Origin of the sequence: Pseudomonas sp. MS15a(2019) (assembly GCF_013277805.1) — a bacterium.
In the GTDB taxonomy this organism is placed as follows: domain Bacteria; phylum Pseudomonadota; class Gammaproteobacteria; order Pseudomonadales; family Pseudomonadaceae; genus Chryseomonas; species Chryseomonas benzopyrenica.
This window is the reverse complement of record NZ_VBTN01000003.1, coordinates 76443-99189: the sequence shown is the minus strand read 5'-3', so window position 1 is coordinate 99189 and position 22747 is coordinate 76443. Positions and strand designations below refer to the sequence as shown.

Below are 22747 nucleotides of genomic sequence, written 5' to 3'. Positions count from 1 at the left end.
GAGAGGCGGGGTGGCCTTAGCCCAAGGCCACTCGCAACCGTCCGAGCAAGGCATCACAGGCTTCCAGCTGGCTGATCTCGACGTACTCATCGGGCTTGTGCGCCTGCTCGATGCTGCCGGGCCCGCAGACCACCACCGGGGTGTCCAGACGATTGGCGAAGAGGCCGCCCTCGGTGCCGAAGGCCACCTTGAGCTGGGCAGTGCCGGGCTCGACCAGGGTCTGCAGGAAGCGCACGGCTTCGACACTGGGATGGGTGTCCAGGCCTGGATAGGCATTGACCGTCTCGATCTCGATGGCAGCCTTGGCTGACGTCTGCCGCGCCTCCCTGACCAGGCGGTCCGCCGTTTCCTGCAGCTTGGCCACCAGGCTGGCGGGATCGTCCGCCGGCAGGTGGCGGATCTCGAAATCCAGGGTGCAGAGATTGGGCACGATATTCAGCGCCTTGCCGCCATCGATCCGGCCGACATGCAGGGTGGTGTAGGGAATGTCGTAGGCCGCGTCACGGGCGCCCTCTTCCGCCAGGCGCCGCTGGCTGGTGCGCAGGGCCGTGACCAGATCGCTGGCCAGGTGGATGGCGTTGACGTGCAGCGGGGCGCGCGAAGAGTGCCCTTCCTGGCCTTGGCAGTGGGCGCGCAACGCCGCCTTGCCTTTGTGGCCAAGGGCGACCTGCATGTTCGTGGGTTCGCCGACGATGCAGAGGAAAGGCCGCACCGGAGTCAGCTCCAGCACCTCCAGCAGTCGCCGTACACCGACGCAACCAATCTCCTCGTCGTGGGAGAGCGCCAACTGCAGGGGTCGTTTCAGCGGTTCACCGCGAGCGGCGTCCAGCAGGGCCACCACCGCGCAGGCGACGAAACCCTTCATGTCGCAGGCACCGCGCCCGTAGATCCGGCCGTCCTGCAGGGTGCCGGCGAAGGGTGGCAAGGTCCAGGCCTGGCCTTCCACCGGCACCACATCGGTATGCCCGGACAACAGCACCCCCGGTACGTCGGTAGGCCCCACGCTGGCGAAGAGATTGGCCTTGCGGCCGCTCTCGTCCAGCACCAGCCGGCAGGCGATGCCGGCGGCTTCCAGCAACCCCTGCACATGCCTGATCAGCGCCAGGTTGGAGTCGGCGGAAACGGTGGGGAAGCCGATCAGGGTGCGCAGCAGATCCTGGCTGTTCATCCGGCAAGGCTCTCCCGGCGCGGTTGCGCGAAACGGGCCACGTCGAAAGCCGCCAGGGGGGTGTCGGTATGGCCGGTGGCGATCAGCTCGGCCATGGTGTCCCCTACCCCCGGGCCGAGCTGGAAGCCGGCGCCACAGAAGCCGAAGGCGTAGTAAAGCCCCTCGACCTGGCTGCTGGGGCCCATGATCGGTAGGTCGTCAGCGATGTAACCCTCGACCCCGCTCCAGGTACGGATCACGCTGACCCGCCCCAGGGCCGGCGCCAGGCGGCGCAGCTGGGTGAGCTGATTGAGCAGGCCGTGGGGTTCGGCGCGAGCCAGACGGGTGTCCAGATCCGGCCGGGTGCGGAAGCAGCCGCCGAAGATCACGTTGCCGCGCGGGATCTGGCGGAAGTAGATGGTCTCGCTCACCAGCGGCGAAGACACGCCCACCGCCTCCCTGAAGACATAGGGCAAGGGCTCGGTGACCCCCATTTGCGGGCCATGGGTCTCGATGGGCACCGGCTCGCCGAACTGGCTCGACAGCCGGCTGCCCCAGGCCCCGGCGGTGATCAGCAATCGTGGCGCCTGGTAGCGGCGACCATCGGCGGCCTGCACCAGGAAGTCACCGCCCGGCTTGGTGACCTGGGTGATCTCGACCCCTTCCTGGAGATTGACGCCTTCGCGCACCGCAGCGCGAGCGAACGCCGGGGCGGCCAAGCGCGGATTGGCATGGCCATCGTGGGGTGCATAGGATCCCGCCACCACCTCAGGCCCCAGGTAGGGAAACTTCTCGTGCAGCGCCGCGCCTTCGAGCACCTGCAGCTCCAGGGCGGCGGTTTCCGGCGCCTGTGCATACTCGTGCAGCATGGCGATGCGCGACGAATCGTAGACCACCCGCAGATGACCGCCTGGAATGAACTCCAGATCCTCTCCGATAAGCTCCGGTAGCCGACCCCAGACCCCCCGCGAGCGCGTGGCGAGCGCTACCTGACTCAGGTAGCGCCCCTGACGGCGGACATTGCCGAAATTGGTGCCACTGGCGAAGCGCCCGACCTGGTCACGCTCCAGCAGGAGCACCGACAAGCCCCGGCGCCGCAGGAAAAAGGCGCTGGCGCTGCCCATGATGCCGGCGCCGACGATGATGACGTCGGCCTGGTTGGCGGCATTCTGGCTCATGATGAAACCTCCTCTTCGCTGGTAATGATCCCCAGCGGCAATGGCCGGACCGGCGCCTGGCCACGCAGGCGGCCGACGGTCTCGACCGGCACCCCGGATTCGGCGGCGATGATCTCCGCTCCGGCCTGGGCGCAATAGCGACCCTGGCAGCGACCCATGCCGACGCGGCTGAAGGCCTTGGCGCGATTGGCCTCGCGAGCGCCCTTCTCACGGACCACGGCGCGCAACTCGCCGGCGGTGATGCCTTCGCAGCGGCAAACCACCGCCGTGTCCGGCAGGCTCGCCATCTGCCTGGCCGGCCAGGGGAAGGCTTCGGCCAGGCCCAGGCGGAAGCGCTCTTGCACCGCCAAGCCCTCGCGGCAGCGCTCGGCAAGCCCCGTGGGCGGCGTGCGGCCGAGATCGGTCAGGACCGCGCAGGCGGCCAGTTGCCCGGCCAGCTCGGCGCCGTCGGCGCCCCGTACCCGCGCCCCATCCCCGGCGGCATAGACGCCGGGCGTGGAGGTGCGGCCGTCGCCGTCCAGTTGCAGTACCCACTGGCCGGTCGCCTGCTCGAACTCGAAGGCGCAGCGGGCCAGATCGGCCAGTTGGGTTTCCGGACGCAGGTGGTAGCCCAGCCCCACGGCGTCGCCGACCACCTCCTGACGCAGTCCGCGGGCATCGGCGAAGGCCACGCCACGCACGCCCTGCTCGGCATCGCCCAGGATCTCCAGCGGGGTGACGCCCAGGTGCAAGGGCACCCCGGCGCGCTTGAGCGAGGCCATGAGCTGCACGCCCTTCCAGGCCACACCCGGGCGGGCCAGCAGCTTGGGGGTGGCGAGGGCGCGCAGGCGCAGGGGCGCGGTATCGAGCACCGCCGCCACCGTGGCCCCGGCCTGCTGATACTGGCTGGCGACCAGATAGAGCAAGGGACCGCTGCCCATGAAGATCACCCGCCGGCCGATGGACACCGCCTGGGCCTTGAGGGCGATCTGGGCGCCGCCCAGGGTATAGGTGCCGGCCAGGTTCCAGCCCGGTACCGGCAGCAGGCGGTCGCTTGCGCCGGTACAGAGCACCAGGGCGTCGAAGTCCAGGGTCCGCTGGCGATTGCCCTGCACCGTGTAGAGGGTGCGCTCGTGCAGGTGCCAGGCCAGGGTGTCGGGGCGGTAATCGAGGCGTCCGCGCAGGCCGTCGAAGGTGCGGTGCAGGTCCTCTGCCTTGGCCGCCTCGCTGCCATAGAGGGTGGCATAGGCCCGCTGGAAGCCCTCGGGCTGACGACGATAGATCTGACCGCCGTCGCGCCGATTCTCGTCGATCACCACCGGGGTGACGCCGGCGGCCAGCAGGGTCTCGGCGCACCGCACGCCGGCCGGACCGGCGCCGACGATGACCACCCGGGGAGTGCTCTTGCCCGGTTGGGCTAGGCCAGATTCCATATGGCCTCCGGTTGCGCGGTGAGGATCTGCAGCCCTTCGCGGACCTCGGTGCCGCAGGCACGCAGGCGCTCGCCCTCGGCGGTCCACACCCAGCAATCCTGACAGGCGCCCATCAGGCAGAAGCCGGCACGGCGCTCGTCACCGAATTCGGAACGCCGCAGCGCCGGGCCGTTGGCGAGCAAGGCGACCATCAGGGTATCGCCGACCAGGGCCGTGACCGGCAGGCCATCGACGGTGAGACTGACCTGCGGCCGGCCGGTTTCGGCGAGTCGCTGGAAGCGGGAAGTCATGCGCGAACTCCTTGGGAATGCAGCACGGCGCCACCCTGCAGACGTTGCAGGGTCTCGCCATCATGGTGACAGAGGATGCGGTTGCCGCCGGCCAGCGTCTGGGGTCGTGGCGGCACCCGGTCGCAGCGCCCTTCCAGCCGTACCGGGCAACGCTGCAGGAAGCTGCAGAGGCGTCCGCTGGCCGGAGCCGACGAGGCCAGGGGCAGCAGCGTGCGGACCGGTTGTTCTTCCAGCCAGCCCTGGCGCAGCGCGGGCACCGAGGCAGTGAGCAATTCGGTGTAGGGGTGCAGCGGCGGATGCTGCAGTGTGGCGGGGGTGCCGAGTTCCACGGGCTGCCCGGAATAGAGCACCAGCACCTCGTCGCAAAGGCTGCGCACCGTAGAGATGTCGTGGCTGATGAACAGATAGGCCAGCCCCAGCTCGCGGCGCAGTTCGGCGAGCAGGTCGAGAATGGCCGCGCCGACCACGGTATCCAGCGCCGAGGTCACCTCGTCGCAGAGGATCAGCTCGGGTTCGGCGGCCAGGGCGCGTGCCAGGTTGACCCGCTGCTTCTGGCCGCCGGACAGCTCGCCCGGTCGCCGGCTGGCCAGACTGGCCGGCAGCTGCACCCGGTCGAGCAATTCGCGAACCTTGCGCTGACGGGTGGCCTTGTCGAAGGCGTGATAGGTCTCCAGTGGACGCGTGAGGATGCGCTCCACGCTATGGGCTGGATTGAGCGCCGTGTCGGCATTCTGGTAGACCAGCTGCACCCGGCGGAACTGCTCGCGGGTGCGTCCTTCCAGGCCCGGCGGCAGGAGTTCGCCACCCAGGCGCACGCTGCCCTGGGCCGGCGGCAGCAAGCCGGCAATGACCCGCGCCAGGGTCGACTTGCCGGAGCCGGATTCGCCGATGACCCCCAGCGCCTGGCCGGCGCCGATACGCAGATCGATACCCTCCAGCACCCGATAACGCGGCAGGTCGTCGGCGCCGATGGGGCCATAGCCGGCCACCAGGTCCTTGATCTCCAGCACCGGCGCCTGGCTGTCGACGGTCGGCAGGCCACGTTCCGCCAGGGGTTCCGGCTGGGCCGCGGCCAGCAGGCTGCGGGTATAGGGATGGCGGGCGCTGGCGAGCAGCCGCTCGGTGCGGCGATTCTCATAGACCTCGCCGCCGTTGAGCACCAGGATACGGTCGGCCATCTGGGCCACCACGGCCAGGTCATGGGAGACGTAGATAGCGGTCACGCCACGCTCTCGGACCACCTGCTTGAACACCCGCAGCACCTCGATCTGGGTGGTCACGTCCAGCGCCGTGGTGGGTTCGTCGAGGATCACCAGGGTCGGATCGGTGATCAGCGCCATGGCCGCCATCAGCCGCTGCAATTGACCGCCCGAGACCTGGTGCGGATAGCGCTGACCGATGTGCTCGGGATCCGGCAGCGCCAGCTCCCTGAACAGTTGCAGCGCCCGCGCTTCGGCTTCCTGGCGCGTCAGTACACCATGGATCAGAGCGCTCTCGATGATCTGTTCCATCAGGCGCCGCGACGGGTTGAAGGCCGCCGCGGCGCTCTGGGCGATATAGGCCACGGTGCGACCGCGCAGGCGGCGCAGGCCAGCGACGTCCAGCTCCAGCACCTGGGTATCGCCGACGCGGATCGAGCCGCCGGCCAGTCGGCAACCCTCACGGGCATAGCCGAGCAGCGACAGGGCGATGGTGGTCTTGCCCGAGCCGGACTCGCCGATCAGCGCCAGCACCTCACCCTTGGCCAGGTTGAAGTCGACGTCCTTGACGATGGGGGTTTCGCTGCCGTCGTCGCCTTGGGCGACCACGCGCAGGTCCTTGACCTCTACCAGCAATTCCATCTCAGCGCCCTCCCCGGCGTCGCGCGCCGAACCGGTCGATGAGCAGGTTGACGCCCACGGTCAGGGTGCCGATGGCCAGCGCCGGCATCAGCACCGCCGGGGCGCCGTCGGCCAGACCACCGATGTTTTCCCGCACCAGGGAGCCCAGGTCGGCGTTGGGCGGCTGCACGCCGAGACCAAGAAAGCTCATGCCACTGAGCAGCAGCACGATATAGACGAATCTCAGGCCCAGGTCGGTGAGCAGCGGCAGGCGCATGTTGGGCAGCATCTCGCGCAGGGCGATATACAGCCGGCCCTCGCCACGGGTGCGGGCGACCTGGACGTATTCCAGCTCGATGAGATTCATCGCCAGGCTGCGGGCGATCCGATAGCAGCCGGGGGCATAACCCACCACCGCCATGACGATCAGCAAGGGCACCGAGGAGCCGAAGGCCGAGACCATCACCAGCGCCAGCATCTTGCTCGGCAGGGAGATCAGCGCATCGATCAATCGCGACAGCGGCTCGTCCACCCAGCGCCCGGACAGCGCCGCGAGCAGACCGAGACCGGTGCCGAGCACGCAGGCCAGCACGGCCGCGATCAAGGCCAGACCCACGGTGAAGCGGGCACCGTCGAGGATGCGGCTGAGCACATCACGGCCCAGGTAATCGGTGCCCAGCGGATGGGCGGCGCTGTAGCCGGCCAGCACCGCGCTGTCGCCCAGGGCGCCTGGGTCATAGGGCGCGAGCCAGGCGCCGAACACGGCGAGGAATAGCCAGAAGGCCACCAGGATGCCACCGAGCAGTCCGGTCAGTGACCAACGCGCGCGGCGACGAGTGCGCGGCGGCGACAGCTGGGCATCGAGCGTCTTGCCGTCCACCGGCAGGACGGACGCGGCACGTACGGGAGTCACGGGTCGGGTCATAGCGTTCTCAGCCTCGGATTGGACAGGATGGCGCAGAGATCCGCCAGGGTCATGAGCACCAGGTAGGCGCAGCAGAACAGCATGGCGCAGGCCTGGATCAGCGGCAGGTCGCGACTGGCGACGCCGTCCACCATCAGCTGGGCGATGCCCGGGTAGTTGAAGATGGTCTCGACGATCACCACCCCGCCCATCAGGTAGGAAAGACTCAGGGCGATGGAGTTGGCGATGGGCCCCACGGCGTTGGGCAAGGCATGGCGCAGCACGGCGCGCACCGGACCGACGCCCTTGAGCCGGGCCATCTCCACATAGGGACTCTGCAGCTGCTCCACCAGGGCCGCCCGAGTCATGCGCGCCATCTGCGCCACGATCACGCAGCACAGGGTGCCCACCGGCAAGGCATAGGCACGCAGGAAGTCCAGGGGGCCGGCGATGTCGTGGGCGAAGGTCAGCGCCGAGGTCCACTGCAGGTGCACGGCGAAGACCAGGACCGCGAGGGTCGCCACCAGGAATTCCGGTACCGCGACGATGCCCAGGGTGAAGACGTTGAGGGCGCGGTCCAGGCGGCCGCCGGCGTTCATCGCCGAGACGATGCCCAGGCCCAGTGCCAGGGGCACCGACACCAGGGCGGTGACCCCGGCCAGCATCAGGGAGCCGCCGAGCCGATCGCCGATCATGGCGGAGATGGGCATCTGGCTGGCCAGCGACTGGCCGAGATCGCCGTGCAGCAGGCCGCTCAGCCAGTGGAAGTAGCGCAGCAGCGCCGGCTGGTCGAGGCCCATCTGGGCGCGCAGCGCCGCGACCTGCTCGGGCAGCGCGAACTGGCCCAGGGCCTGCTGCGCGGCATCGCCCGGCAACAGCGCCGAGACGAAGAACACCAGCAACGAGACGATGAGCAGGGTCAGCAACCCGCCCCCGAGGCGTCTGGCGATGAGGGAAAACACGGAAAGGTCCAAAGCCACCTCCTGCTTGAGCGTGGAGTGGCGAGTCCTGTCCCTGCGGACCGACTCGCCGTCAGGCACCGGGCGTCAGGCCTCCAGCCAGACGTGTTCGGCGAACATGTAGCCCATGAAGCCCCCGATAGGGATGATTCCGTAGCCGCCGAGCTTGGGCGAATGGGCATCGATGGAACTGGTGAAGATCGGCAAGCCGATGCCGGCGTGCTGGTGGATCAGCAACTGCATGTCGGCGTACATCTGCTTGCGCTTGGCCAGGTCGGTCTCGCCACGGGAAGCCACCAGCAACTGGTCGAATTGCTCGTTCTTCCAGCCCGATTCGTTCCAGGGTGCATCGGACTTGAAGAACTGCGATAGCAGGATGTTGGCAGTGGGTCGGGCGTTGATGTTGCCGAAGCCCAGGGGATCCTTCATCCAGTGGTTGTCCCAGTAGCCGTCGGCACTGACCCGGTTGACCATCAGGTTGAGCCCGGCCTGGCGTGCCGACTGCTGCAGCACCAGGGCCATCTCGTTGGCGTTGTCGGCGGCGGTGGAGGTCACCAGCGGCATCCGCGCACCGGCGATCCCGGCTTTCTGGAAAAGGAACTTAGCCTTGTCCGGATCATAGGGCCGTTGCGGCAGGTCCGCGGCGTGATAGGGAGTGCCGGGCATGATCGGCTGGTCGTTGCCGATGGTGCCGTAGCCCAGGAACACCGACTTGAGGATCTGCTCGCGGTCGAACAGCAGCTTCATCCCCTCGACCACATTGGGATCGTTGAACGGCCGATTAGGGATGCGCATGATCAGATCGGTGTAGCCACCCGAGGTGTTGGCCACGATCTTGAGTTTGCCGCTCTGCTTGAGGCGGTCGGCGGAGCGCGGATCCACCGAGACGGTCAGCTGGACGTCACCGGCCAGCAGCGCATTGACCCGCGAGGGTTCGTCGCCGATGCCGATCAGCTCGATCTCGTCCAGATAGGGCTTGCCGGACTTCCAGTAGTTTTCGTTGCGCGTGCCGACGGTGCGCACCCCCGGCTTGAATTCCTTGACCTTGAAGGGGCCGGTGCCGTTGGCGGTGGAGAAGTCCTTGGTGCCATCGGCGATGATCAGGAACGGCGAGATGGCCAGTACGGCGGGCAACTCGGAATTCGGCGACACCAGGCGGATACGCACCTCGTCGGATGACACCGCGGTGATCTCGGCGAACTGGTCGGCCAGCGCCTTGACCTTGGAGCCCACCGCCGGGTCCTTGTGGCGCAGCAGCGAGTAGACGACGTCGGCGCTGTCGAAGGTCTTGCCGTTATGGAACTGCACGCCCTGGCGCAGCTTGATCGTCCAGGTCAGGGCGTCCTGGGTGTCGAAGCTGGTGGCCAGGGCCATCTGCGGCTCCAGATGGCTGTCGAACACGGTCAGGCCGTTGTAGAAGAAATAGTGGCGCGCGTAGTCACCGGAAAAGGCGCCACGGGCCGGGTCGAGGGTATCGGCGGTGGACGAACCCGCCGCCGCGGCGCGCACCCGACCGCCGCGACGCGGGGTGCCGGTGACCGCATCTTCTGCCGCGAAGGCCTGACCATCACGGCCGAGCAGACTGCCCACGCCGGTCGCCAGCAGCCCGGCGGCGCCGAGCAGGCGGAGCGCATCGCGCCGCGACACACCCCGCTGCAGGGCCTCGAAGGCACGCACGCTTTCAGCAGCACCTATCAGGGGACTTCCAGTCTTTTTCTCGGTCATGTCGGCTCGCTCGTTGGGGGCTCTGTCACCAGCGCCGCGATCCCCTCCCCGGGCCTGCGGCACTGTCCTCGTGGCCGCCGTGTCGCACGGCCTGGTTCATTACAGCACCGGCCCTTCGTCGAATACGGTCGAATTGAGCAGGCGACGAGACAGAAAAGACCGTTTTGGCCAAGCCGCTCAGCATTGTTTGCGGTGTGCGTCGCCACAGCGCAACGGGGCTGCCCATGCCCGGGTTTGGCGCGCTGCCAGCCGTCTCGCTGGCCAGCGGAGCGGCGTTTCCGACCAGGTACAAGATGCGAACGCCGACCCTCGCAGCAGCTTTCACGCTGGCCACCTGCCTGGCACAGGGGAAAATGCCAAACCGCCCGTTGGCCTGCAGAAACGACAAAACCGCCCGCCTTGACGCTGCGGTTGGTTGGCAGGTCCGGGCGCGCGGTTCGTTGCTCAGGATCTAGGTTCTGTACGAAAAGTCGACGAGCGAAGGTCAGGCGAGGCGAAAAAGGCTGAGGAAGCGGAGTTTACGAGCGGTAAATGAGCATTCCGACCGGCTGGCGATCCAGGCCTTTTTCAACGAAGCATCACCGAGCGCAGGCACTTTTCGTACAGAACCTAGTGCAGGCGATCCTGGACCCGGTAATACAACCCTACCAGCGGCAGGAACCAGGGCTTGCCAAAGTGGCCGGGAATAGCCGGCCAGTCCAGCACCCGCCAGGGATTGGCCTGGCTGCGCCCTTCCAGCACCTCGGCCATCACCCCGCCCATGTGCACCGACATCTGCACCCCGTGGCCGCTGTAGCCCATGGCGTAGAACAGGCCATCCTGCTCGCCGGCGCGAGGCAGGCGGTCGGCGGTCATGTCCACCAGACCGCCCCAGCAATAGTCGATGGGTGTCCGGGCCAGGCCGGGAAACAGCTGGCCCAGGGCGTTGCGCAGCACGGCGCCGCTCTTGGCGTCCTGGCGCGGATCGGACAGGGCGAAACGCGCCCGCCCGCCAAAGATCAGCCGGAGATCCGGCGTGGTGCGGAAATAGTTGCCGATGATGCGGCTGGTGACATAGGTGCGCCGATTGGGCAGCAGTTCGTCCAGCTGCGCCTTGGGCAGCGGCGCCGTGGCGATGATGAAACTGCCCACCGAGGCGATGCGGCGACGAAACCACTGGAAGGGGCCGACGCTGGCGTTGCCCGTGGCCACCAGTACCTGGCGGGCGCGCAACTCGCCCTTGGCGCTGATCACCCGAAAGCTACCATCGGGCAGGCGCTGCAGATCGCTCACCGCCGCGCCCTCGTAGACCTGGGCGCCCCGTCGCACCGCCGCGTCCGCCAGCCCTACGCCAAAGCGGCCCATGTGCATCTGGGCACCGTTGTGCTGCAGCAGCCCCCCATGGAAATCATCTGATGCCACCTCGACCCGCACCTGGGCAGCGCTGAGCAGTTCGACCTGCGGATCCACCTCCTGGCGGATCAGTTCGCAGGTGCGCGCCAGGTTGTCGTAGTGCTGCGGCTTGGCCGCCAGCTTGAGCTTGCCGGCCTTGTGGAAATCGCAGGCGATGCCCTCTTCGGCGATCACCGCCTCGACGCTGGCCACCGCATCGGCATAGGCCTGGTAGAAGGCCCGGGCCTTTTCGGCCCCCAGGCTGGCGTGCAGGGCCGCGTAGTCCTGGGCGACGCCGGTGTTGCAGTGGCCGCCGTTGCGTCCGGAGGCTTCGCCGATCACCCGACCGGCCTCCAGCACCGCCACGCTGGCACCGCGCCGGCGCAGGGCGACGGCCGCGGAGAGCCCGGTGAAGCCGCCGCCGATGATGGCGACATCCACCTCGCCCGCGACCGGCCCGGGGGTGGCCCCGGTAAAGCCCGGCGCGGTCGCGAGCCAGTAGGAATCGGACGATGCTGGGCCAAGACTCATGGGCGGGCGCTCCGGCAGCTCAGGGGGTTATTCGAGACCGACGACCGCGGCCAGGCCGCCGATGTCCTTGATCTCGGTGTTGCTGTAGAACGGCGTGCTCGGCTCATGGCCGCGATTCACGAACACCTTGTTCTTGATGTTCATGTAGTCGGCCGGAATGAGGTCGTAGCGAAAGCTCGACGACACGTGCAGCACGTCTTCCGGACCGCAGCCGAGGTTGTCCAGCATGTATTCGAAGGCCTGCAGGCGCGGCTTGTAGGCCTGGCCCTGCTCGGCGGTGAAGACGCGGTGGAAGGGCACGCCCAGCTTGTCGACGTTGGACATGATCTGCTCGTCGGCGGCGTTGGAATAGATCACCAGCGGGATCTTGTCGGCGATCTTGGCCAGGCCCGCGGTCACGTCCGGATGCGGTCCCCAGCTCGGCACCGCCTCGTAGTAGGCATTGGCCTCGGCGTCGGTGAAGGAGATGCCCCAGCGCTTGCAGGTACGTTCCACCGCCGAGTACAGCACCTCCGAATAGGGTTTCCAGGCGCCAAGCACCTCGTCGAAGCGATAGCCGTTGAAGTCCTTGCAGAACTGGTCCATCGCCGCGGCCGGAATGCGGTCGGCGAACATCTCGCGGGCCATGTCGGACATGCGGAAGCGGGTCAGGGTGCCGTAGCAGTCGAAGGTGATGTACTTGGGCCGAAAGGCGGTCATGGCAAGGGTCCTTTGACAGGGGTCGTGAGTGATAGGCCGGGGCGCCGGTGGCGTCCCTGGCAAGCATTACAGCACCGGCGGGCCTGACAGTTGTCCGCTTTCAGGCGCCGCGGGAGACAGAAAAAACCGTTTTAGCGGTAGGGCCCAGCATTGTTTGCGGCGACCTCAGGAGTGTTCCAGGTCGATCAGCACGCTCTTGCTGCGCAGGGTCGCCTCATAGGCGGCGCGGCCCAGGTCCTTGCCGATGCCAGAGCGCTTGTAGCCGCCGGTGGGGATGATCCAGTCGTGGCTGCGGCCATAGCGATTGACCCAGACGGTACCGGCTTCCAGCGCCCGGGTCAGGCGCAGCGCCCGGCCGAGGTCGGCGGTGTGCACGCCGGCCGCCAGGCCGTAGGTAGGGTGGTCGGCGAGCGCCAGGGCTTCGGCTTCATCGTCGAACACCTGCACGGTCAGCACCGGGCCGAAGATCTCTTCGCCCACGGCGGGATTGTCCGCGCCGACCCCGGTGATCAACGTCGGCTGATAGTAGACGCCGCCCAACCCCTCCTCCAGCGCGCCACCGATCAGGATCTCAGCGCCGGCCGCCTGACTGCGAGTGACGATGTCTTGGATACGTTGGCCCTGGCGCTGGGAAATGATCGGCGACAGCGTCGCTGCTGCCGACCAGGTCGGCCCGGGACGCAAGTCGGCGAAGGCCGCGCGAATGCCTTCCAGCATCGGCTCCAGGGCGGCGCGCTGCACCAGCAGCCGCGAACCCGACACGCAGACCTGGCCGGCATTGCCGGTGATGGCCGCTGCCACGCTGCGGGCGGTCCGTGCCAGATCCGGCGCATCGGCGAACACCAGCTGCGGACTCTTGCCGCCCAGCTCCAGGGTCACCGGCTTGGGGCCGCTCTCGGCGCAGGCGGTCATGATGGCGGTGCCGGTACCCGTGGAGCCGGTGAAAGTGACCTTGCCGATGCGCGGATGCCGGCACAAGGCATCGCCGGTCACCCGGCCATCGCCCTGAACCACGCTGAGGATGCCGGCGGGCAGCCCGGCCAGCGTGGCCAGCTCAGCCAGGCGCAGGATGGAAAAGGGCGTCAGCTCCGACGGCTTGATCACCACCGCATTGCCGGCCGCGAGCGCCGGCGCGATCTTCCAGCCGGCCATGCTCAGGGGAAAATTCCACGGGGCGATGGCGCCCACCACGCCATAGGGCTCGGTGATCTGCAGGCCCAGGTGACTGGTGGCGGTGGCCGCCACCTCGCCACCGTGCTTGTCGGCAAATTCGGCGAAGAAGCGGATACCCTCGGCCACATAGGGGATGTCCCAGGCCAGCACCTCGCGCAACGGACGGGTCGACCCCACGGCTTCCAGCGGACCGAGCACCGCGCCATCGGCCTCCACCAGATCGGCCCAGCGGCGCATCACCCGCGCCCGTTCCCGGGGCGGACGGCTGGCCCAGTCACTGGCCTTCCAGGCGCGCCAGGTGCCTTCCACCACCTCATCTACCAGATCCGCCGAGGCGCACGGCAGCCCGCTCTGGAAGCCGCCATCGGAGGGCCGGAACACCTCCAGCTCGGCGCGGGCGTCGCAGGTGCGCCCCCCGATGAAATGGGCACAACGAACCGCAACTTCTCTGGGGTCGAACGAGGCCATGGGGCGCTCCGCTAGGGCTGTGGGCTTGGCCCCATGCTAGGCCGGCGGACCGCCATCTTTTGCCGATCTGGCCCGGACCTTCGGCGCCTCACGCCGCTGCACCCGGCCATCGGCAACCGAATCTGCCGTCGCGTCTTGCTAGGCTGACGTCTGCATCAGCCAGACCCGAACCGGAGCCCTGCCGTGTCCCACGCCACCCTGAGACCCCTGCGCGAAACCGACCTCGCCACCGCCTACCGCCTGTCCCAGGCGCTGCACTGGCCCCATCGGCCGGAAGACTGGCAATGCCTGTTCCATGCCGGCGAAGGCCTGGCGCTGGAAGACGACCAAGGGGTGTTCGGGACCGGCTTCTGCGTCCCCAGGGCGATTACGCCACCATCGGCCTGGTGATCGTCGCCGACAGTCACCAGGGCCAGGGCCACGGCCGCCGCCTCATGGACGGCCTGATCGGACTGGCCGGCACCCGCACGCCGTTGCTGGTCGCCACCCTGCGCGGCGCCCCGCTCTATCGCAGCCAGGGCTTCGTCTCCTACGAGCGTATCTATCAGCACCAGGTCGCGACGCTGCCGGCCATGGACGACCAGCGCCACCCGCTGGAAAGCCAGGTTCAGGAGCTGACGCTGGCCGCAGCTCCCCAGCTGCAGCGCCTCGCCCAGGCCGCTACCGGCCTGGACCGCACCACCTTGCTTCAGGAACTGCTGCCACAGGCCGAACGCATCGTCGGCCTCGAACGCGGCGGCGAGCTGCGCGGCTTCGCCTTGTTGCGTCCTTACGGTCGCGGGTTGTCGGTCGGTCCGGTGATCGCCGAATCCGCCGACCAGGCCAGGGCGCTGATCCTCGCCCTGCTGCGCCACGCCGAAGGGCGCTATGTGCGCTTCGACGTGACGGCTCGTAGCGGCCTCAATCCCTGGCTCAGCGAGCTGGGCATCCCCCAGGTCGACGAGGTCGAGCAGATGGCCAGGGGCGAGGCGCCGGTATCCCGCGATGACCTGGATCAGTTCGCGCTGCTGACCCAGGCGCTGGGTTGATCCGCGCAAATCGAGCCGGGCTCAAGCACGCGCCGACAAGCCACGCCGCCAGCGCAGCAGCCGTGCTTCCAGCAGGGCCAGCACCGCATTGAGCGCCAGGCCCACCACTGCCAGCAGCAGGATGCCGGCGTACATGCTGGGGATCTGGAACACCTCCTGGGAGTTGAGGGTGAGAAAGCCCAGCCCCGAGTGGGCGCCGATCATCTCGGCGGCCACCAGCGCGGTGATGGAATAGGCACCGGCCAGGCGGATGCCGGTGAAGATCGACGGCGCCGCCGCCGGCAGCACCACCTTGAGAAAGAGGAAGCGTCGGTTGGCCCCCATGGACAGCGTCGAATTCACCAGCAGCGCATCCACCTGCTTCACGCCGCTGATGGTGCTCAGCAGGATCGGCCAAAAGGACGCCCAGAAGATGATGGCGATCTTCGAGGCCTCGCCGATGCCCAGGAACAGGATGAACACCGGGAACAGCGCCAGGGCGCTGGTCTGGCGGAACAGTTGCAGCAGTGGATCGAGCAGCCGTTCAAGGCGGATGAACCAGCCCATCAGCAGGCCCAGGAGCACCCCTGCGCCTATGGCCAGCAGCAGGCCGGCCAGCGAGCGTAGCAGGCTGGCGCCGAGGTGCCGCGCCAGGCTGCCATCGCGCGCCAGGTCGAGGATGCTCTGCAGCACCACCGAGGGCGGACTCAGGTAGCCGGGGTTGACCAGGCCCAGCCGCGGCAAGGCTTCCCAGAGCGCCAGGAACAGCAGGATGCCGAGGCTGCCGTCGAGCAGCCGATGGGAATGGCGTATCAGCTTCATGCGCCTACCTCCTGGCGTCGCGGTGCCGCTGACGGCACGGGTGCAGGCGCCCCGCGCAGGGCTTCCCAGGCATGTTGGCGCAAGGCCGCGAAGGCCGGGGTGTTGCGCACCTCGGCCGCCCGCGGACGCGGCAGGTCGATGTCGAGCAAGCGGTGGACCCGCCCCGGGCGGGGCGTCATCACCGCGACCCGGTCGGCGAGGAAGATCGCCTCGTCGAGACTGTGGGTGATGAAGACGATGGTCTTGCGTTGCCCGTCCCAGATGCGCAGCAACTCGTCCTGCAGATGCTCGCGGGTCTGGGCGTCCAGCGCGGCGAAGGGCTCGTCCATCAACAGCACGTCCGGCGCATAGGCCAGGGCGCGGGCGATGGCCACCCGCTGGCGCATGCCGCCGGAGAGTTCGTGGGGATAGCGAGCGCCCTGCCCCTCCAGCCCTACCAGCGCCAGATACTCTCGCGCCGTTGCGAGCCGCTCGCGACGCCCCACCCCGCGAATCTCCAGACCGATGGCGATGTTGTCCAGCACCGAGCGCCACGGCAGCAGCGCATAGCCCTGGAATACCACGCCCTGATGCGGATTGATGCCTTGCAACGGTCGGCCGTCGATGGTCAGCTCACCCGCGCTCTTCTGCGCCAAACCGGCGAGAATGTTGAGGAAGGTGGACTTGCCGCAGCCGGATGGCCCCAGCACCGCCAGGAATTCGCCTTGGCGCACCTCCAGGTCGAAGTCCTGCAACACCGGTACCCGCTCCTGGGCGCCGCTTTCGCTACGGCCGTCATAGGCCAGCGCCAGGCCCCGGGCGACGATCTTGGCGCTCATCAGACGGTACCCTGGACGAAGGGATTGAAGGCATTGGTGTAGACGTCCTTGACCTGCACCGCGCCGGGCTTGAGCTTGCCTTCGTGTTCGAGGATATCGATGTAGTACTGGATCGGCGGCTCGGTGATGACCAGATCGTCGACGTAGGCGAAGCGCTCGACCAGTTCCAGCTTCATGCCCAGGCGCTCGGCGGTGATCTTGCGGGCGTCGTCGGGATGCCCGTTGACCCAGTTGGCCGCCTTGGCCAGCGCCTGGACCACGTCCCGCGCAGCCTCGGGATGGTCGCGCAGAAAGCGGCCATGGGCGCTGTAGGGCGCCATGCCGCCCAATCCCTCGTCCAGGTCGAAATCGCTCCACAGCTTGCGCAAGGCGGGATTGTGCTCGGCGCTGCCGGAGGTGGGCGGATGGATGATCGCCAGATCGATGTTGCCGGTGGCGAGCGTCTGTTCGGCCTGGACGTCCGGGACCACCACCCATTTGATGCGATCGACGTCCACGCCCTGCTGGCGCAGGTATTTCTTGGTGACGAACTCGGCGCAGGCGCCGAAGCTGTTGAAGCCCACCGTCTTGCCCTCGAGGTCCTTGGGCGTGCGAATGCCCGAGTCGTCACGCACGAAGTACTTCATGTGCGGCGCTTCCTGCAACGTCTTGCCCCCGGCGGCCACCACCTTGAGGTCGAGGCCGCTGGCGATGGCGGAGATCACCAGCGGCACCATGCGCGTGCCCAGGTCCAGCTCGCCGGTGCCGACCAGCGGGATGATCTGCGGCGCGGCGACCTTGCCGACGTATTGGGGACGCGCCCGGGTACTACCCTCGAAGTAGCCCAGGGAGTCGGCGACGTAGACCAGATCGAAGGTGGGGTTGTCGGGGTAGCGGAACGGGACCACCTGATCCGAGCGCTGGCTGATCACTGCCGGTGCGCCGGCCTGGGTACCGGGTTTGTCGTCGCAGCCGAACAGGCTGGTACCCAGGGCACCCAGGGCGGTTACGGTGGTTAGCTGTCGAATGAAGCGGCGTCGGCTGAGTGGCTCGAGATCCATTGGGGCTCCTGTCCTGGTTGGCAGCTTGTACGAACGGCTAGGCATGCTGCCCCAGGGTGGCGGACGACTCCAAAGACCCAGATTCTTTATGAATAGATCGAATGGTTAGACGCCATAATCTTTCACTCTAACCATATTCTTTCCGCTATCGGCCGGGTAGGAAGCGTTGGTGCAACTGGCGCGCCAGTACGTCCAGAGTGAAGCCCAGCAGGCCGATCAGCAGCACCAGGGCCATCAGCTCCCCATAGGCCAGGCGGTCGCGGGTGTCGAGGATGTAGTAACCGAGGCCGGCGCTGACGCCGAGCATCTCGCAGGGCACCAGCACGATCCAGAGGATGCCGATGGCCAGGCGCACGCCGGTCAGCACCTGGCCCAACACGCCGGGCAGGATCACCCGCCGCAGGATTTCCCAGCGGGTAGCGCTCAGGCTGTGGGCCAATGAAGCCGCAAGCGGGACACACGCAAGTGACGGGCGCCCCTCAAGCGCAGCCCTCCTGCTAGCGCCACTCGCATCCTGCCACGCGATTGCAGCTGGTGCGGGCGCGGTCGCCCTGGGAGGTGGAGAAGCGGCTGATGACGTTCCAGCCCAGCTGGTGGGTACGACCCAGCCAGAGGTTGCCGTCGCTGGTCAGGCCGCTGAAGAACTGCAGCCGCCCCAGGCGGGTGCTGGTCTGGGACCAGGAGAGGCCCGAGACCGGATCGTAGCCGCGCATCAGGGTATCGTTGCCCTGCACCGCCACCCCATACCAGCCGCCCTGCCCGTCCTGGCAGCGCAGCACGAAGGCGCTGCGCACGCAGGTGTTGGCCGGCTTGAGACTGGGAATGGCCGCCTGGGCGGAACACAGCGGCAGCAACAGCGCGGCGGACAGCAGGCAGCTACGCATAATCAGGGACGAGGTCATTGCGGTAATTGGTCGAGAGCGGGACGCCCAGCATGAGGCAAATCCCGCCACCCTGCCAGCCATGAACGAAGGCTCTGGCTTCAGCCTTTCGCCGTCCGCCAGAGCCGGCCAATGTCGCGCGCGGTGCGTTCCAGCAGCACCTCGGCCTGGGTCAAGGCTTCTTCCAGGCTGAGCGGTCCCGGCACCAGGCTGAAGGCGGCGGCGAGGCCCTGTTCATAGAGGGCGTCGTACCCCTCGCCCAGGGAGCCGGCCACCGCCACCACCGGCACGCCGTGACGCCTGGCCAGGCGCAGCACGCCCGCTGGGGTCTTGCCTCTCAGGGTCTGGCCGTCCAGCCGCCCTTCCCCGGTCAGCGCCAGGTCGGCGCCCATCAGCGCGTGCTCCAGACCCACCAACTCCGCCACCACCTCGATGCCGGGGCGGAAGGTCGCCTGGAGAAAGGCCAGCGCCGCGAAACCCACCCCTCCGGCAGCGCCGGCACCGGGTTGCTCGCGGACATCGCGGCCCAGGATCGCGGCGGTGACCTTGGCGAAATGCGCCAGTGCGCCATCGAGCTCCAGCACCTGATCGGGCGAGGCGCCCTTTTGCGGTCCGAAGATGTGGCTGGCGCCCTGGGGACCGCAGAGGGGATTGTCGACGTCGGCGGCGATGACCACCTCCACCTCGGCCAGGCGTGGATGCAGCTGGCTCACGTCGAGGTGAGCCAGGTTGGCCAGGGCCGCACCGCCCGGCGCCAGGGGCTGGCCCTGTTGATCCAGCAGCCGGCCCCCCAGGGCCTGAAGCAGACCTGCCCCGCCGTCATTGGTGGCGCTGCCGCCGATGGCCAGCACCAGGCGCTCGGCGCCGGCGTCCAGTGCGGCGTGCAGGAGCTCGCCGGTCCCCCGCGAGGTGGCCACCCGCACATCGCGATGCGCCTTGGGCACCAGCTCCAGACCGCTGGCGCTGGCCATCTCGACGAAAGCGGTGCGCTGCGCGGCCAGCCAACCCCAGCGGGCGGTCACGGGCTCGCCGAGGGGACCGGTCACCTGCGTCTGGCGCACCTCGCCACCGGTCGCGGCCAGCACGGCGTCCAGGGTGCCCTCACCGCCATCGCCTAGCGGGCATTCGATGAGTTCGGCCTCCGGTAGCGCGTGGCGCAGGCCGCGGGCCAGGGCACGGGCGACCCCGGCGGCGGACAGGCTTTCCTTGAAGGAATCAGGGGCGATGACGATCTTCATGGGGGCGATTCTCCTTTGTTATGTGCCGAGTGTTTCGCGGATCGCTCAGCACAACAACAGGACAATTGCCCACCATCGAAAGATCAAGATCGTGAACTTGCCCAGTGCTGATCCAGTATCAGCAAGGCGCAATAGAGTTCGGCAGCCTCGGTGAAGCGCCGCGGATCCCGCCCGGTCAGCCTCTGGATCCGGTCGAGTCGATGGCGCAGGCCGTTGCGATGCAGCCCCAGCGCCTCGGCACAGGCCTGGGGGCTGGCGTCCTGGGCGAACCAGTTGCGCAGGGTCGCCAGCAACTGGCCATCCCGGTCGGCTTGGCGCAAGCGCTGCAGTGGCTCCAGCAGCCAGGTAGCGGGCGAGCACTCAGCCTGCCCCTGTAGCCAGGTGGGCAAGGCCAGGTCGTCCAGCGCTACCCGCACAAGGTCAGGTCGCAGTCGCCTGGCCACCGCCAGCAGATCCACGGCCCGCTGGGTCGTCTCGGCCAGGCCGGTCCAGGGTCGCGGCGCGGGGATCCAGGCGCTGCGCCCCAGTGACCAGCCCTGCCCCGGCAGTTCCTCTAGCAGCGCCTCTGGCGCCTCCGCTCCGGGTCGATACCAGAGCCATTGCCCCTCCTCCCGTGGCAGGCACCAACTTTGGGTTACCCGCTGCTGCGCCCAGTCGCCAAAACCCGGTGCTGGCGCGGTGAACTCCAGCAGTAGCACGTCTCGTGGCAGCGCCGGCTGCAGGCCGAGCAGATTGGCGTGGCGACCCAATTCGGGCGCCGCACCAGGTGCGAGCAACTGACGCAGCAAGGGTACGGTCATGCAGGTAGTCGCAGGCGCCTGCCCAGTGGCCTGTTCGATCAGCATTTCCGCGGTCAGGCGCAGGAGTTCGGCGGGCAGCCGCAGCTGTTCGGCGTCTTCCCCGGTCACGCCGAGAACGCCGACCAGCTCGCCCTGGCGATACAGCGGCAGGTTGATACCGGGCTGGGCACCCGCCAGCCGGGTGGCGGCAGTGGCATCCAGCGCCACCGCCCGGCGTTCGGCGATGACCTGGCGCGCCCCGGCATGGCGGGTGAACAATCGCGCCGGATCACCCGAGCCGATGATCAGCCCGGACGCATCCATGACATTGACGTTGCCGGGCAGGATCCGCATGGCGCGTTCGACGATTTCCTGCGCCAGGGTCTGGCTCAGTTCCATGGCCACCTCTGTAGTTTGGGCGCGCCCTCGTGACGCGCCGTCACCTTAGAGGCGTCGCCTGCCGCCGGGCAAGCCGCCAGACGACTGGGCGCCGTTACTCCGAGGTGCTCAGCACGCCGCGGCGTACCTGGTCGCGCTCGATGGATTCGAACAGCGCCTTGAAGTTGCCCTCGCCGAAACCGGTGTCGCCCTTGCGCTGGATGAATTCGAAGAACACCGGACCCAGCAGGGTCTGGGAGAAGATCTGCAGCAACAGCCGGCGCTCGCCGCCCTCGGCACTGCCATCGAGCAGGATGCCGCGGGATTTCAGCGCGTCCACCGGCTCGCCATGATTCGGCAAGCGACCTTCGAGCATCTCGTAGTAGGTCTCCGGCGGCGCGGTCATGAAGCGGGTGCCATAGGCCTTGAGGCGATCCCAGGTGGCGATCAGGTCATCGGTGAGAAAGGCCACGTGCTGGATGCCCTCGCCGTTGAACTGCATGAGGAATTCCTCGATCTGCCCGGCGCCGCGGGAGGATTCCTCGTTGAGCGGGATGCGCACCAGACCATCCGGCGCGGTCATGGCCTTGGAGGTGAGGCCGGTGTATTCGCCCTTGATGTCGAAGTAGCGCAACTCGCGGAAGTTGAACAGTCGCTCGTAGAAGTCGGCCCAGTAGGCCATGCGCCCGCGATACACGTTATGGGTCAGGTGGTCGATCACCTTGAGCCCGGCGCCGAAGGGCTTGCGCTCCACCCCCTCCAGAAAGACGAAGTCGATGTCGTAGATGGAGCTGCCCTCCTCGAAGCGATCGATGAGATACAGGGGCGCGCCGCCGATGCCCTTGATCGCCGGCAGGCGCAATTCCATCGGCCCGGTGGGCATGTCCACCGCCTGGGCGCCCAGCTCCAACGCCTTGGCATAGGCGTGGTGGGAGTCGCGGCAGCGAAAGGCCATGCCGCACACGGACGGGCCGTGCTCCACGGCGAAATAGGCCGCATGGCCGGTCTTCTCGCGATTGACGATGGCATTGATGTCGCCCTGGCGGAACAGCACCACATCCTTGGATCGGTGGTTGGCGACGTGGCTGAAGCCAAGACTCTCCAGTACCGGCTCGATGACATTGGGAGTGGGCGAGGCGAATTCGATGAACTCGAAGCCCATGAGGCCCATGGGATTTTCAAACAGATCGGCCATGATTGGCTCCTTGACGGGTGACGTGCGAACGTTGTCGATGACGCGGGTCAGCGTGTCGTCAAGGGTGGCGCGCAGGAGATCCCGCGTACGCTGCGGGCCAGGAAGTCACCGAGCAGAAGCTGGCAACCGAGGAACTTCACGAGGTCACCCGCTCCGGACTATCCGCTTGCAGCGCGGGGTGGGCTTGTTGAAAGGCGGGGTCAGCTGCGGCCAGGTCCTCCACGCGCAGCAGGCGCGGGTAGACCGACAGATCCACCTGGAAACGCCGCGCGGCATAGAGCTGAGGCAGCAGATAGACGTCCGCCAGCCCCCGTTCGCCGAAACAGAATCCGCTATCACCGACCTGCGCCTCCACCGCGGCCAGACCTTCACCTATCCAGTGCGAAATCCAGTCGAGGATGGCCGGCTCGTCCAGGCCCAGAGCGCGCAGGCGGTTGAGCACCGCGGCATTGTGCAGCGGATGGATATCGCAGCCGATCAGCGCGGCGATGCCGCGATGACGAGCGCGCAGCAGTGGCTCGGCTGGCAACAGCGGCACTGCCGGATAGCGTTCTTCCAGGTATTCGAGGATGGCGGGTGACTGGATCAGTACCTCACCGCTGTCGAGGCGCAGGCTGGGCACCCGGCCCTGGGGGTTGAGCGCCCGGTAGGCCGGCTGGCGCTGCTCGCCGTCCAGCAGATTGACCGGTACGGCGCGCCAGTCCAGCCCCTTCAGCGCCAGGGCAAGACGCACCCGGTAGGACGAAGTCGAGCGATAGTAGGTATAGAGGTCCATCAGGGCTGTCCTGCGGTCGCCGGTCGGCTTCTTATTATGCGTAAGTCAGTTACGTTGAAAGGAATCTGCGCGTGTCCGGCGGGCTTGTCAACGGCGCTCAGGTCGGGAGCCATCCTGCTGACCGCGTCGAAGCCCGC

Annotated in this window: 21 protein-coding genes and 1 pseudogene; 2 read left to right on the top strand and 20 right to left on the bottom strand. The window is 67.8% G+C overall.

The genetic code is table 11. The features are described from left to right. Nucleotides 1-16: 16 nt before the first annotated feature. From argE to FEZ61_RS04100, 11 genes are all read right to left on the bottom strand, one after another. Nucleotides 17-1168, bottom strand: coding sequence for an acetylornithine deacetylase (argE, locus tag FEZ61_RS04150; RefSeq protein ID WP_093255803.1), 1152 nt, complete (start codon nt 1166-1168; stop codon nt 17-19). Beyond that, nucleotides 1165-2325 carry an FAD-binding oxidoreductase gene (locus tag FEZ61_RS04145; protein WP_173147380.1) on the bottom strand — a complete coding sequence of 387 codons (1161 nt, stop codon included), beginning with the start codon at nt 2323-2325 and terminating at the stop codon, nt 1165-1167. Before FEZ61_RS04145 ends, argE begins: the two co-directional genes overlap by 4 nt. Next, nucleotides 2322-3737 carry an FAD/NAD(P)-binding oxidoreductase gene (locus FEZ61_RS04140; RefSeq protein ID WP_173147378.1) on the bottom strand — a complete coding sequence of 472 codons (1416 nt, stop codon included), beginning with the start codon at nt 3735-3737 and terminating at the stop codon, nt 2322-2324. Before FEZ61_RS04140 ends, FEZ61_RS04145 begins: the two co-directional genes overlap by 4 nt. Beyond that, a complete protein-coding gene (locus tag FEZ61_RS04135; RefSeq protein ID WP_093255810.1) occupies nt 3722-4027 on the bottom strand; it encodes a (2Fe-2S)-binding protein in 306 nt (101 codons plus the stop codon). Before FEZ61_RS04135 ends, FEZ61_RS04140 begins: the two co-directional genes overlap by 16 nt. Then, nucleotides 4024-5868 (bottom strand): ABC transporter ATP-binding protein, encoded by a 1845-nt coding sequence (locus FEZ61_RS04130; protein WP_093255813.1) that lies wholly within the window; start codon nt 5866-5868, stop codon nt 4024-4026. Before FEZ61_RS04130 ends, FEZ61_RS04135 begins: the two co-directional genes overlap by 4 nt. Nucleotide 5869: 1 nt before the next feature. After that, nucleotides 5870-6772, bottom strand: coding sequence for an ABC transporter permease (locus tag FEZ61_RS04125; RefSeq protein WP_093255816.1), 903 nt, complete (start codon nt 6770-6772; stop codon nt 5870-5872). Further along, on the bottom strand, nt 6769-7725 hold the full coding sequence (locus tag FEZ61_RS04120) for an ABC transporter permease (RefSeq protein ID WP_093255819.1): 957 nt from the start codon (nt 7723-7725) through the stop codon (nt 6769-6771). The genes FEZ61_RS04125 and FEZ61_RS04120 overlap by 4 nt, the downstream gene beginning before the upstream one ends. A gap of 72 nt (nt 7726-7797) precedes the next feature. Next, nucleotides 7798-9435: an ABC transporter substrate-binding protein gene (locus FEZ61_RS04115; RefSeq protein WP_093255822.1), complete on the bottom strand. Its 1638-nt coding sequence runs from the start codon at nt 9433-9435 to the stop codon at nt 7798-7800. A gap of 609 nt (nt 9436-10044) precedes the next feature. Continuing rightward, nucleotides 10045-11337, bottom strand: coding sequence for an FAD-binding oxidoreductase (locus tag FEZ61_RS04110; protein WP_173147376.1), 1293 nt, complete (start codon nt 11335-11337; stop codon nt 10045-10047). A gap of 27 nt (nt 11338-11364) precedes the next feature. After that, complete coding sequence (locus FEZ61_RS04105; RefSeq protein ID WP_093255828.1) at nt 11365-12036, bottom strand: haloacid dehalogenase type II; 672 nt, start codon at nt 12034-12036, stop codon at nt 11365-11367. A gap of 165 nt (nt 12037-12201) precedes the next feature. Next, nucleotides 12202-13677 carry an aldehyde dehydrogenase family protein gene (locus FEZ61_RS04100; protein ID WP_017639909.1) on the bottom strand — a complete coding sequence of 492 codons (1476 nt, stop codon included), beginning with the start codon at nt 13675-13677 and terminating at the stop codon, nt 12202-12204. A 183-nt stretch (nt 13678-13860) separates the two neighbouring features. Between FEZ61_RS04100 and FEZ61_RS24360 the strand changes: the two genes are divergently transcribed. Beyond that, nucleotides 13861-14067 carry a hypothetical protein gene (locus tag FEZ61_RS24360; protein WP_242455099.1) on the top strand — a complete coding sequence of 69 codons (207 nt, stop codon included), beginning with the start codon at nt 13861-13863 and terminating at the stop codon, nt 14065-14067. Continuing rightward, nucleotides 14064-14705, top strand: coding sequence for a GNAT family N-acetyltransferase (locus FEZ61_RS24355; protein ID WP_346342856.1), 642 nt, complete (start codon nt 14064-14066; stop codon nt 14703-14705). The genes FEZ61_RS24360 and FEZ61_RS24355 overlap by 4 nt, the downstream gene beginning before the upstream one ends. Before the next feature lie 21 nt (nt 14706-14726). On the opposite strand, the gene FEZ61_RS04090 is transcribed toward FEZ61_RS24355, so the two are convergent. The 9 genes and pseudogenes from FEZ61_RS04090 to maiA form a co-directional block, all read right to left on the bottom strand. Next, nucleotides 14727-15506 (bottom strand): ABC transporter permease, encoded by a 780-nt coding sequence (locus FEZ61_RS04090; RefSeq protein WP_173147374.1) that lies wholly within the window; start codon nt 15504-15506, stop codon nt 14727-14729. Next, nucleotides 15503-16324 (bottom strand): ABC transporter ATP-binding protein, encoded by an 822-nt coding sequence (locus FEZ61_RS04085; protein WP_173147372.1) that lies wholly within the window; start codon nt 16322-16324, stop codon nt 15503-15505. Before FEZ61_RS04085 ends, FEZ61_RS04090 begins: the two co-directional genes overlap by 4 nt. Further along, entirely contained in the window at nt 16324-17364 is a 1041-nt protein-coding gene (locus FEZ61_RS04080) for an ABC transporter substrate-binding protein (protein WP_173147370.1), read from the bottom strand. Before FEZ61_RS04080 ends, FEZ61_RS04085 begins: the two co-directional genes overlap by 1 nt. Nucleotides 17365-17509: 145 nt before the next feature. Next, nucleotides 17510-17803 (bottom strand): annotated as a pseudogene (locus FEZ61_RS04075) (ABC transporter permease subunit); the annotation flags it as partial. A gap of 58 nt (nt 17804-17861) precedes the next feature. Beyond that, nucleotides 17862-18248, bottom strand: coding sequence for a hypothetical protein (locus FEZ61_RS04070; protein WP_242455098.1), 387 nt, complete (start codon nt 18246-18248; stop codon nt 17862-17864). A 98-nt stretch (nt 18249-18346) separates the two neighbouring features. Beyond that, nucleotides 18347-19483 (bottom strand): glycerate kinase, encoded by a 1137-nt coding sequence (locus FEZ61_RS04065; RefSeq protein ID WP_173147366.1) that lies wholly within the window; start codon nt 19481-19483, stop codon nt 18347-18349. 83 nt (nt 19484-19566) lie between these two features. Further along, the gene (locus FEZ61_RS04060; protein WP_173147364.1) at nt 19567-20661 is read right to left on the bottom strand and encodes a sugar diacid recognition domain-containing protein; all 1095 of its coding nucleotides are present in this window, start codon (nt 20659-20661) and stop codon (nt 19567-19569) included. Nucleotides 20662-20755: 94 nt separating this feature from the next. Continuing rightward, the gene (gene hppD / locus FEZ61_RS04055) at nt 20756-21835 is read right to left on the bottom strand and encodes a 4-hydroxyphenylpyruvate dioxygenase (RefSeq protein ID WP_017639920.1); all 1080 of its coding nucleotides are present in this window, start codon (nt 21833-21835) and stop codon (nt 20756-20758) included. Nucleotides 21836-21971: 136 nt separating this feature from the next. Further along, on the bottom strand, nt 21972-22610 hold the full coding sequence (gene maiA / locus FEZ61_RS04050) for a maleylacetoacetate isomerase (RefSeq protein ID WP_173147362.1): 639 nt from the start codon (nt 22608-22610) through the stop codon (nt 21972-21974). Nucleotides 22611-22747 lie beyond the last annotated feature (137 nt).

Coding starts and splice junctions, on each gene's coding strand:
- FEZ61_RS04080 (WP_173147370.1), bottom strand. CDS start 17,364: ATGGATCTCGAGCCACTCAGCCGACGCCGCTTCATTCGACAGCTAACC.
- argE (WP_093255803.1), bottom strand. CDS start 1,168: ATGAACAGCCAGGATCTGCTGCGCACCCTGATCGGCTTCCCCACCGTT.
- FEZ61_RS04100 (WP_017639909.1), bottom strand. CDS start 13,677: ATGGCCTCGTTCGACCCCAGAGAAGTTGCGGTTCGTTGTGCCCATTTC.
- FEZ61_RS04085 (WP_173147372.1), bottom strand. CDS start 16,324: ATGAGCGCCAAGATCGTCGCCCGGGGCCTGGCGCTGGCCTATGACGGC.
- hppD (WP_017639920.1), bottom strand. CDS start 21,835: ATGGCCGATCTGTTTGAAAATCCCATGGGCCTCATGGGCTTCGAGTTC.
- FEZ61_RS04110 (WP_173147376.1), bottom strand. CDS start 11,337: ATGAGTCTTGGCCCAGCATCGTCCGATTCCTACTGGCTCGCGACCGCG.
- FEZ61_RS04105 (WP_093255828.1), bottom strand. CDS start 12,036: ATGACCGCCTTTCGGCCCAAGTACATCACCTTCGACTGCTACGGCACC.
- FEZ61_RS04060 (WP_173147364.1), bottom strand. CDS start 20,661: ATGGAACTGAGCCAGACCCTGGCGCAGGAAATCGTCGAACGCGCCATG.
- FEZ61_RS04090 (WP_173147374.1), bottom strand. CDS start 15,506: ATGAAGCTGATACGCCATTCCCATCGGCTGCTCGACGGCAGCCTCGGC.
- FEZ61_RS04065 (WP_173147366.1), bottom strand. CDS start 19,483: ATGAAGATCGTCATCGCCCCTGATTCCTTCAAGGAAAGCCTGTCCGCC.
- maiA (WP_173147362.1), bottom strand. CDS start 22,610: ATGGACCTCTATACCTACTATCGCTCGACTTCGTCCTACCGGGTGCGT.
- FEZ61_RS04125 (WP_093255816.1), bottom strand. CDS start 6,772: ATGACCCGACCCGTGACTCCCGTACGTGCCGCGTCCGTCCTGCCGGTG.
- FEZ61_RS04130 (WP_093255813.1), bottom strand. CDS start 5,868: ATGGAATTGCTGGTAGAGGTCAAGGACCTGCGCGTGGTCGCCCAAGGC.
- FEZ61_RS04145 (WP_173147380.1), bottom strand. CDS start 2,325: ATGAGCCAGAATGCCGCCAACCAGGCCGACGTCATCATCGTCGGCGCC.
- FEZ61_RS04140 (WP_173147378.1), bottom strand. CDS start 3,737: ATGGAATCTGGCCTAGCCCAACCGGGCAAGAGCACTCCCCGGGTGGTC.
- FEZ61_RS04135 (WP_093255810.1), bottom strand. CDS start 4,027: ATGACTTCCCGCTTCCAGCGACTCGCCGAAACCGGCCGGCCGCAGGTC.
- FEZ61_RS04070 (WP_242455098.1), bottom strand. CDS start 18,248: ATGCGTAGCTGCCTGCTGTCCGCCGCGCTGTTGCTGCCGCTGTGTTCC.
- FEZ61_RS04115 (WP_093255822.1), bottom strand. CDS start 9,435: ATGACCGAGAAAAAGACTGGAAGTCCCCTGATAGGTGCTGCTGAAAGC.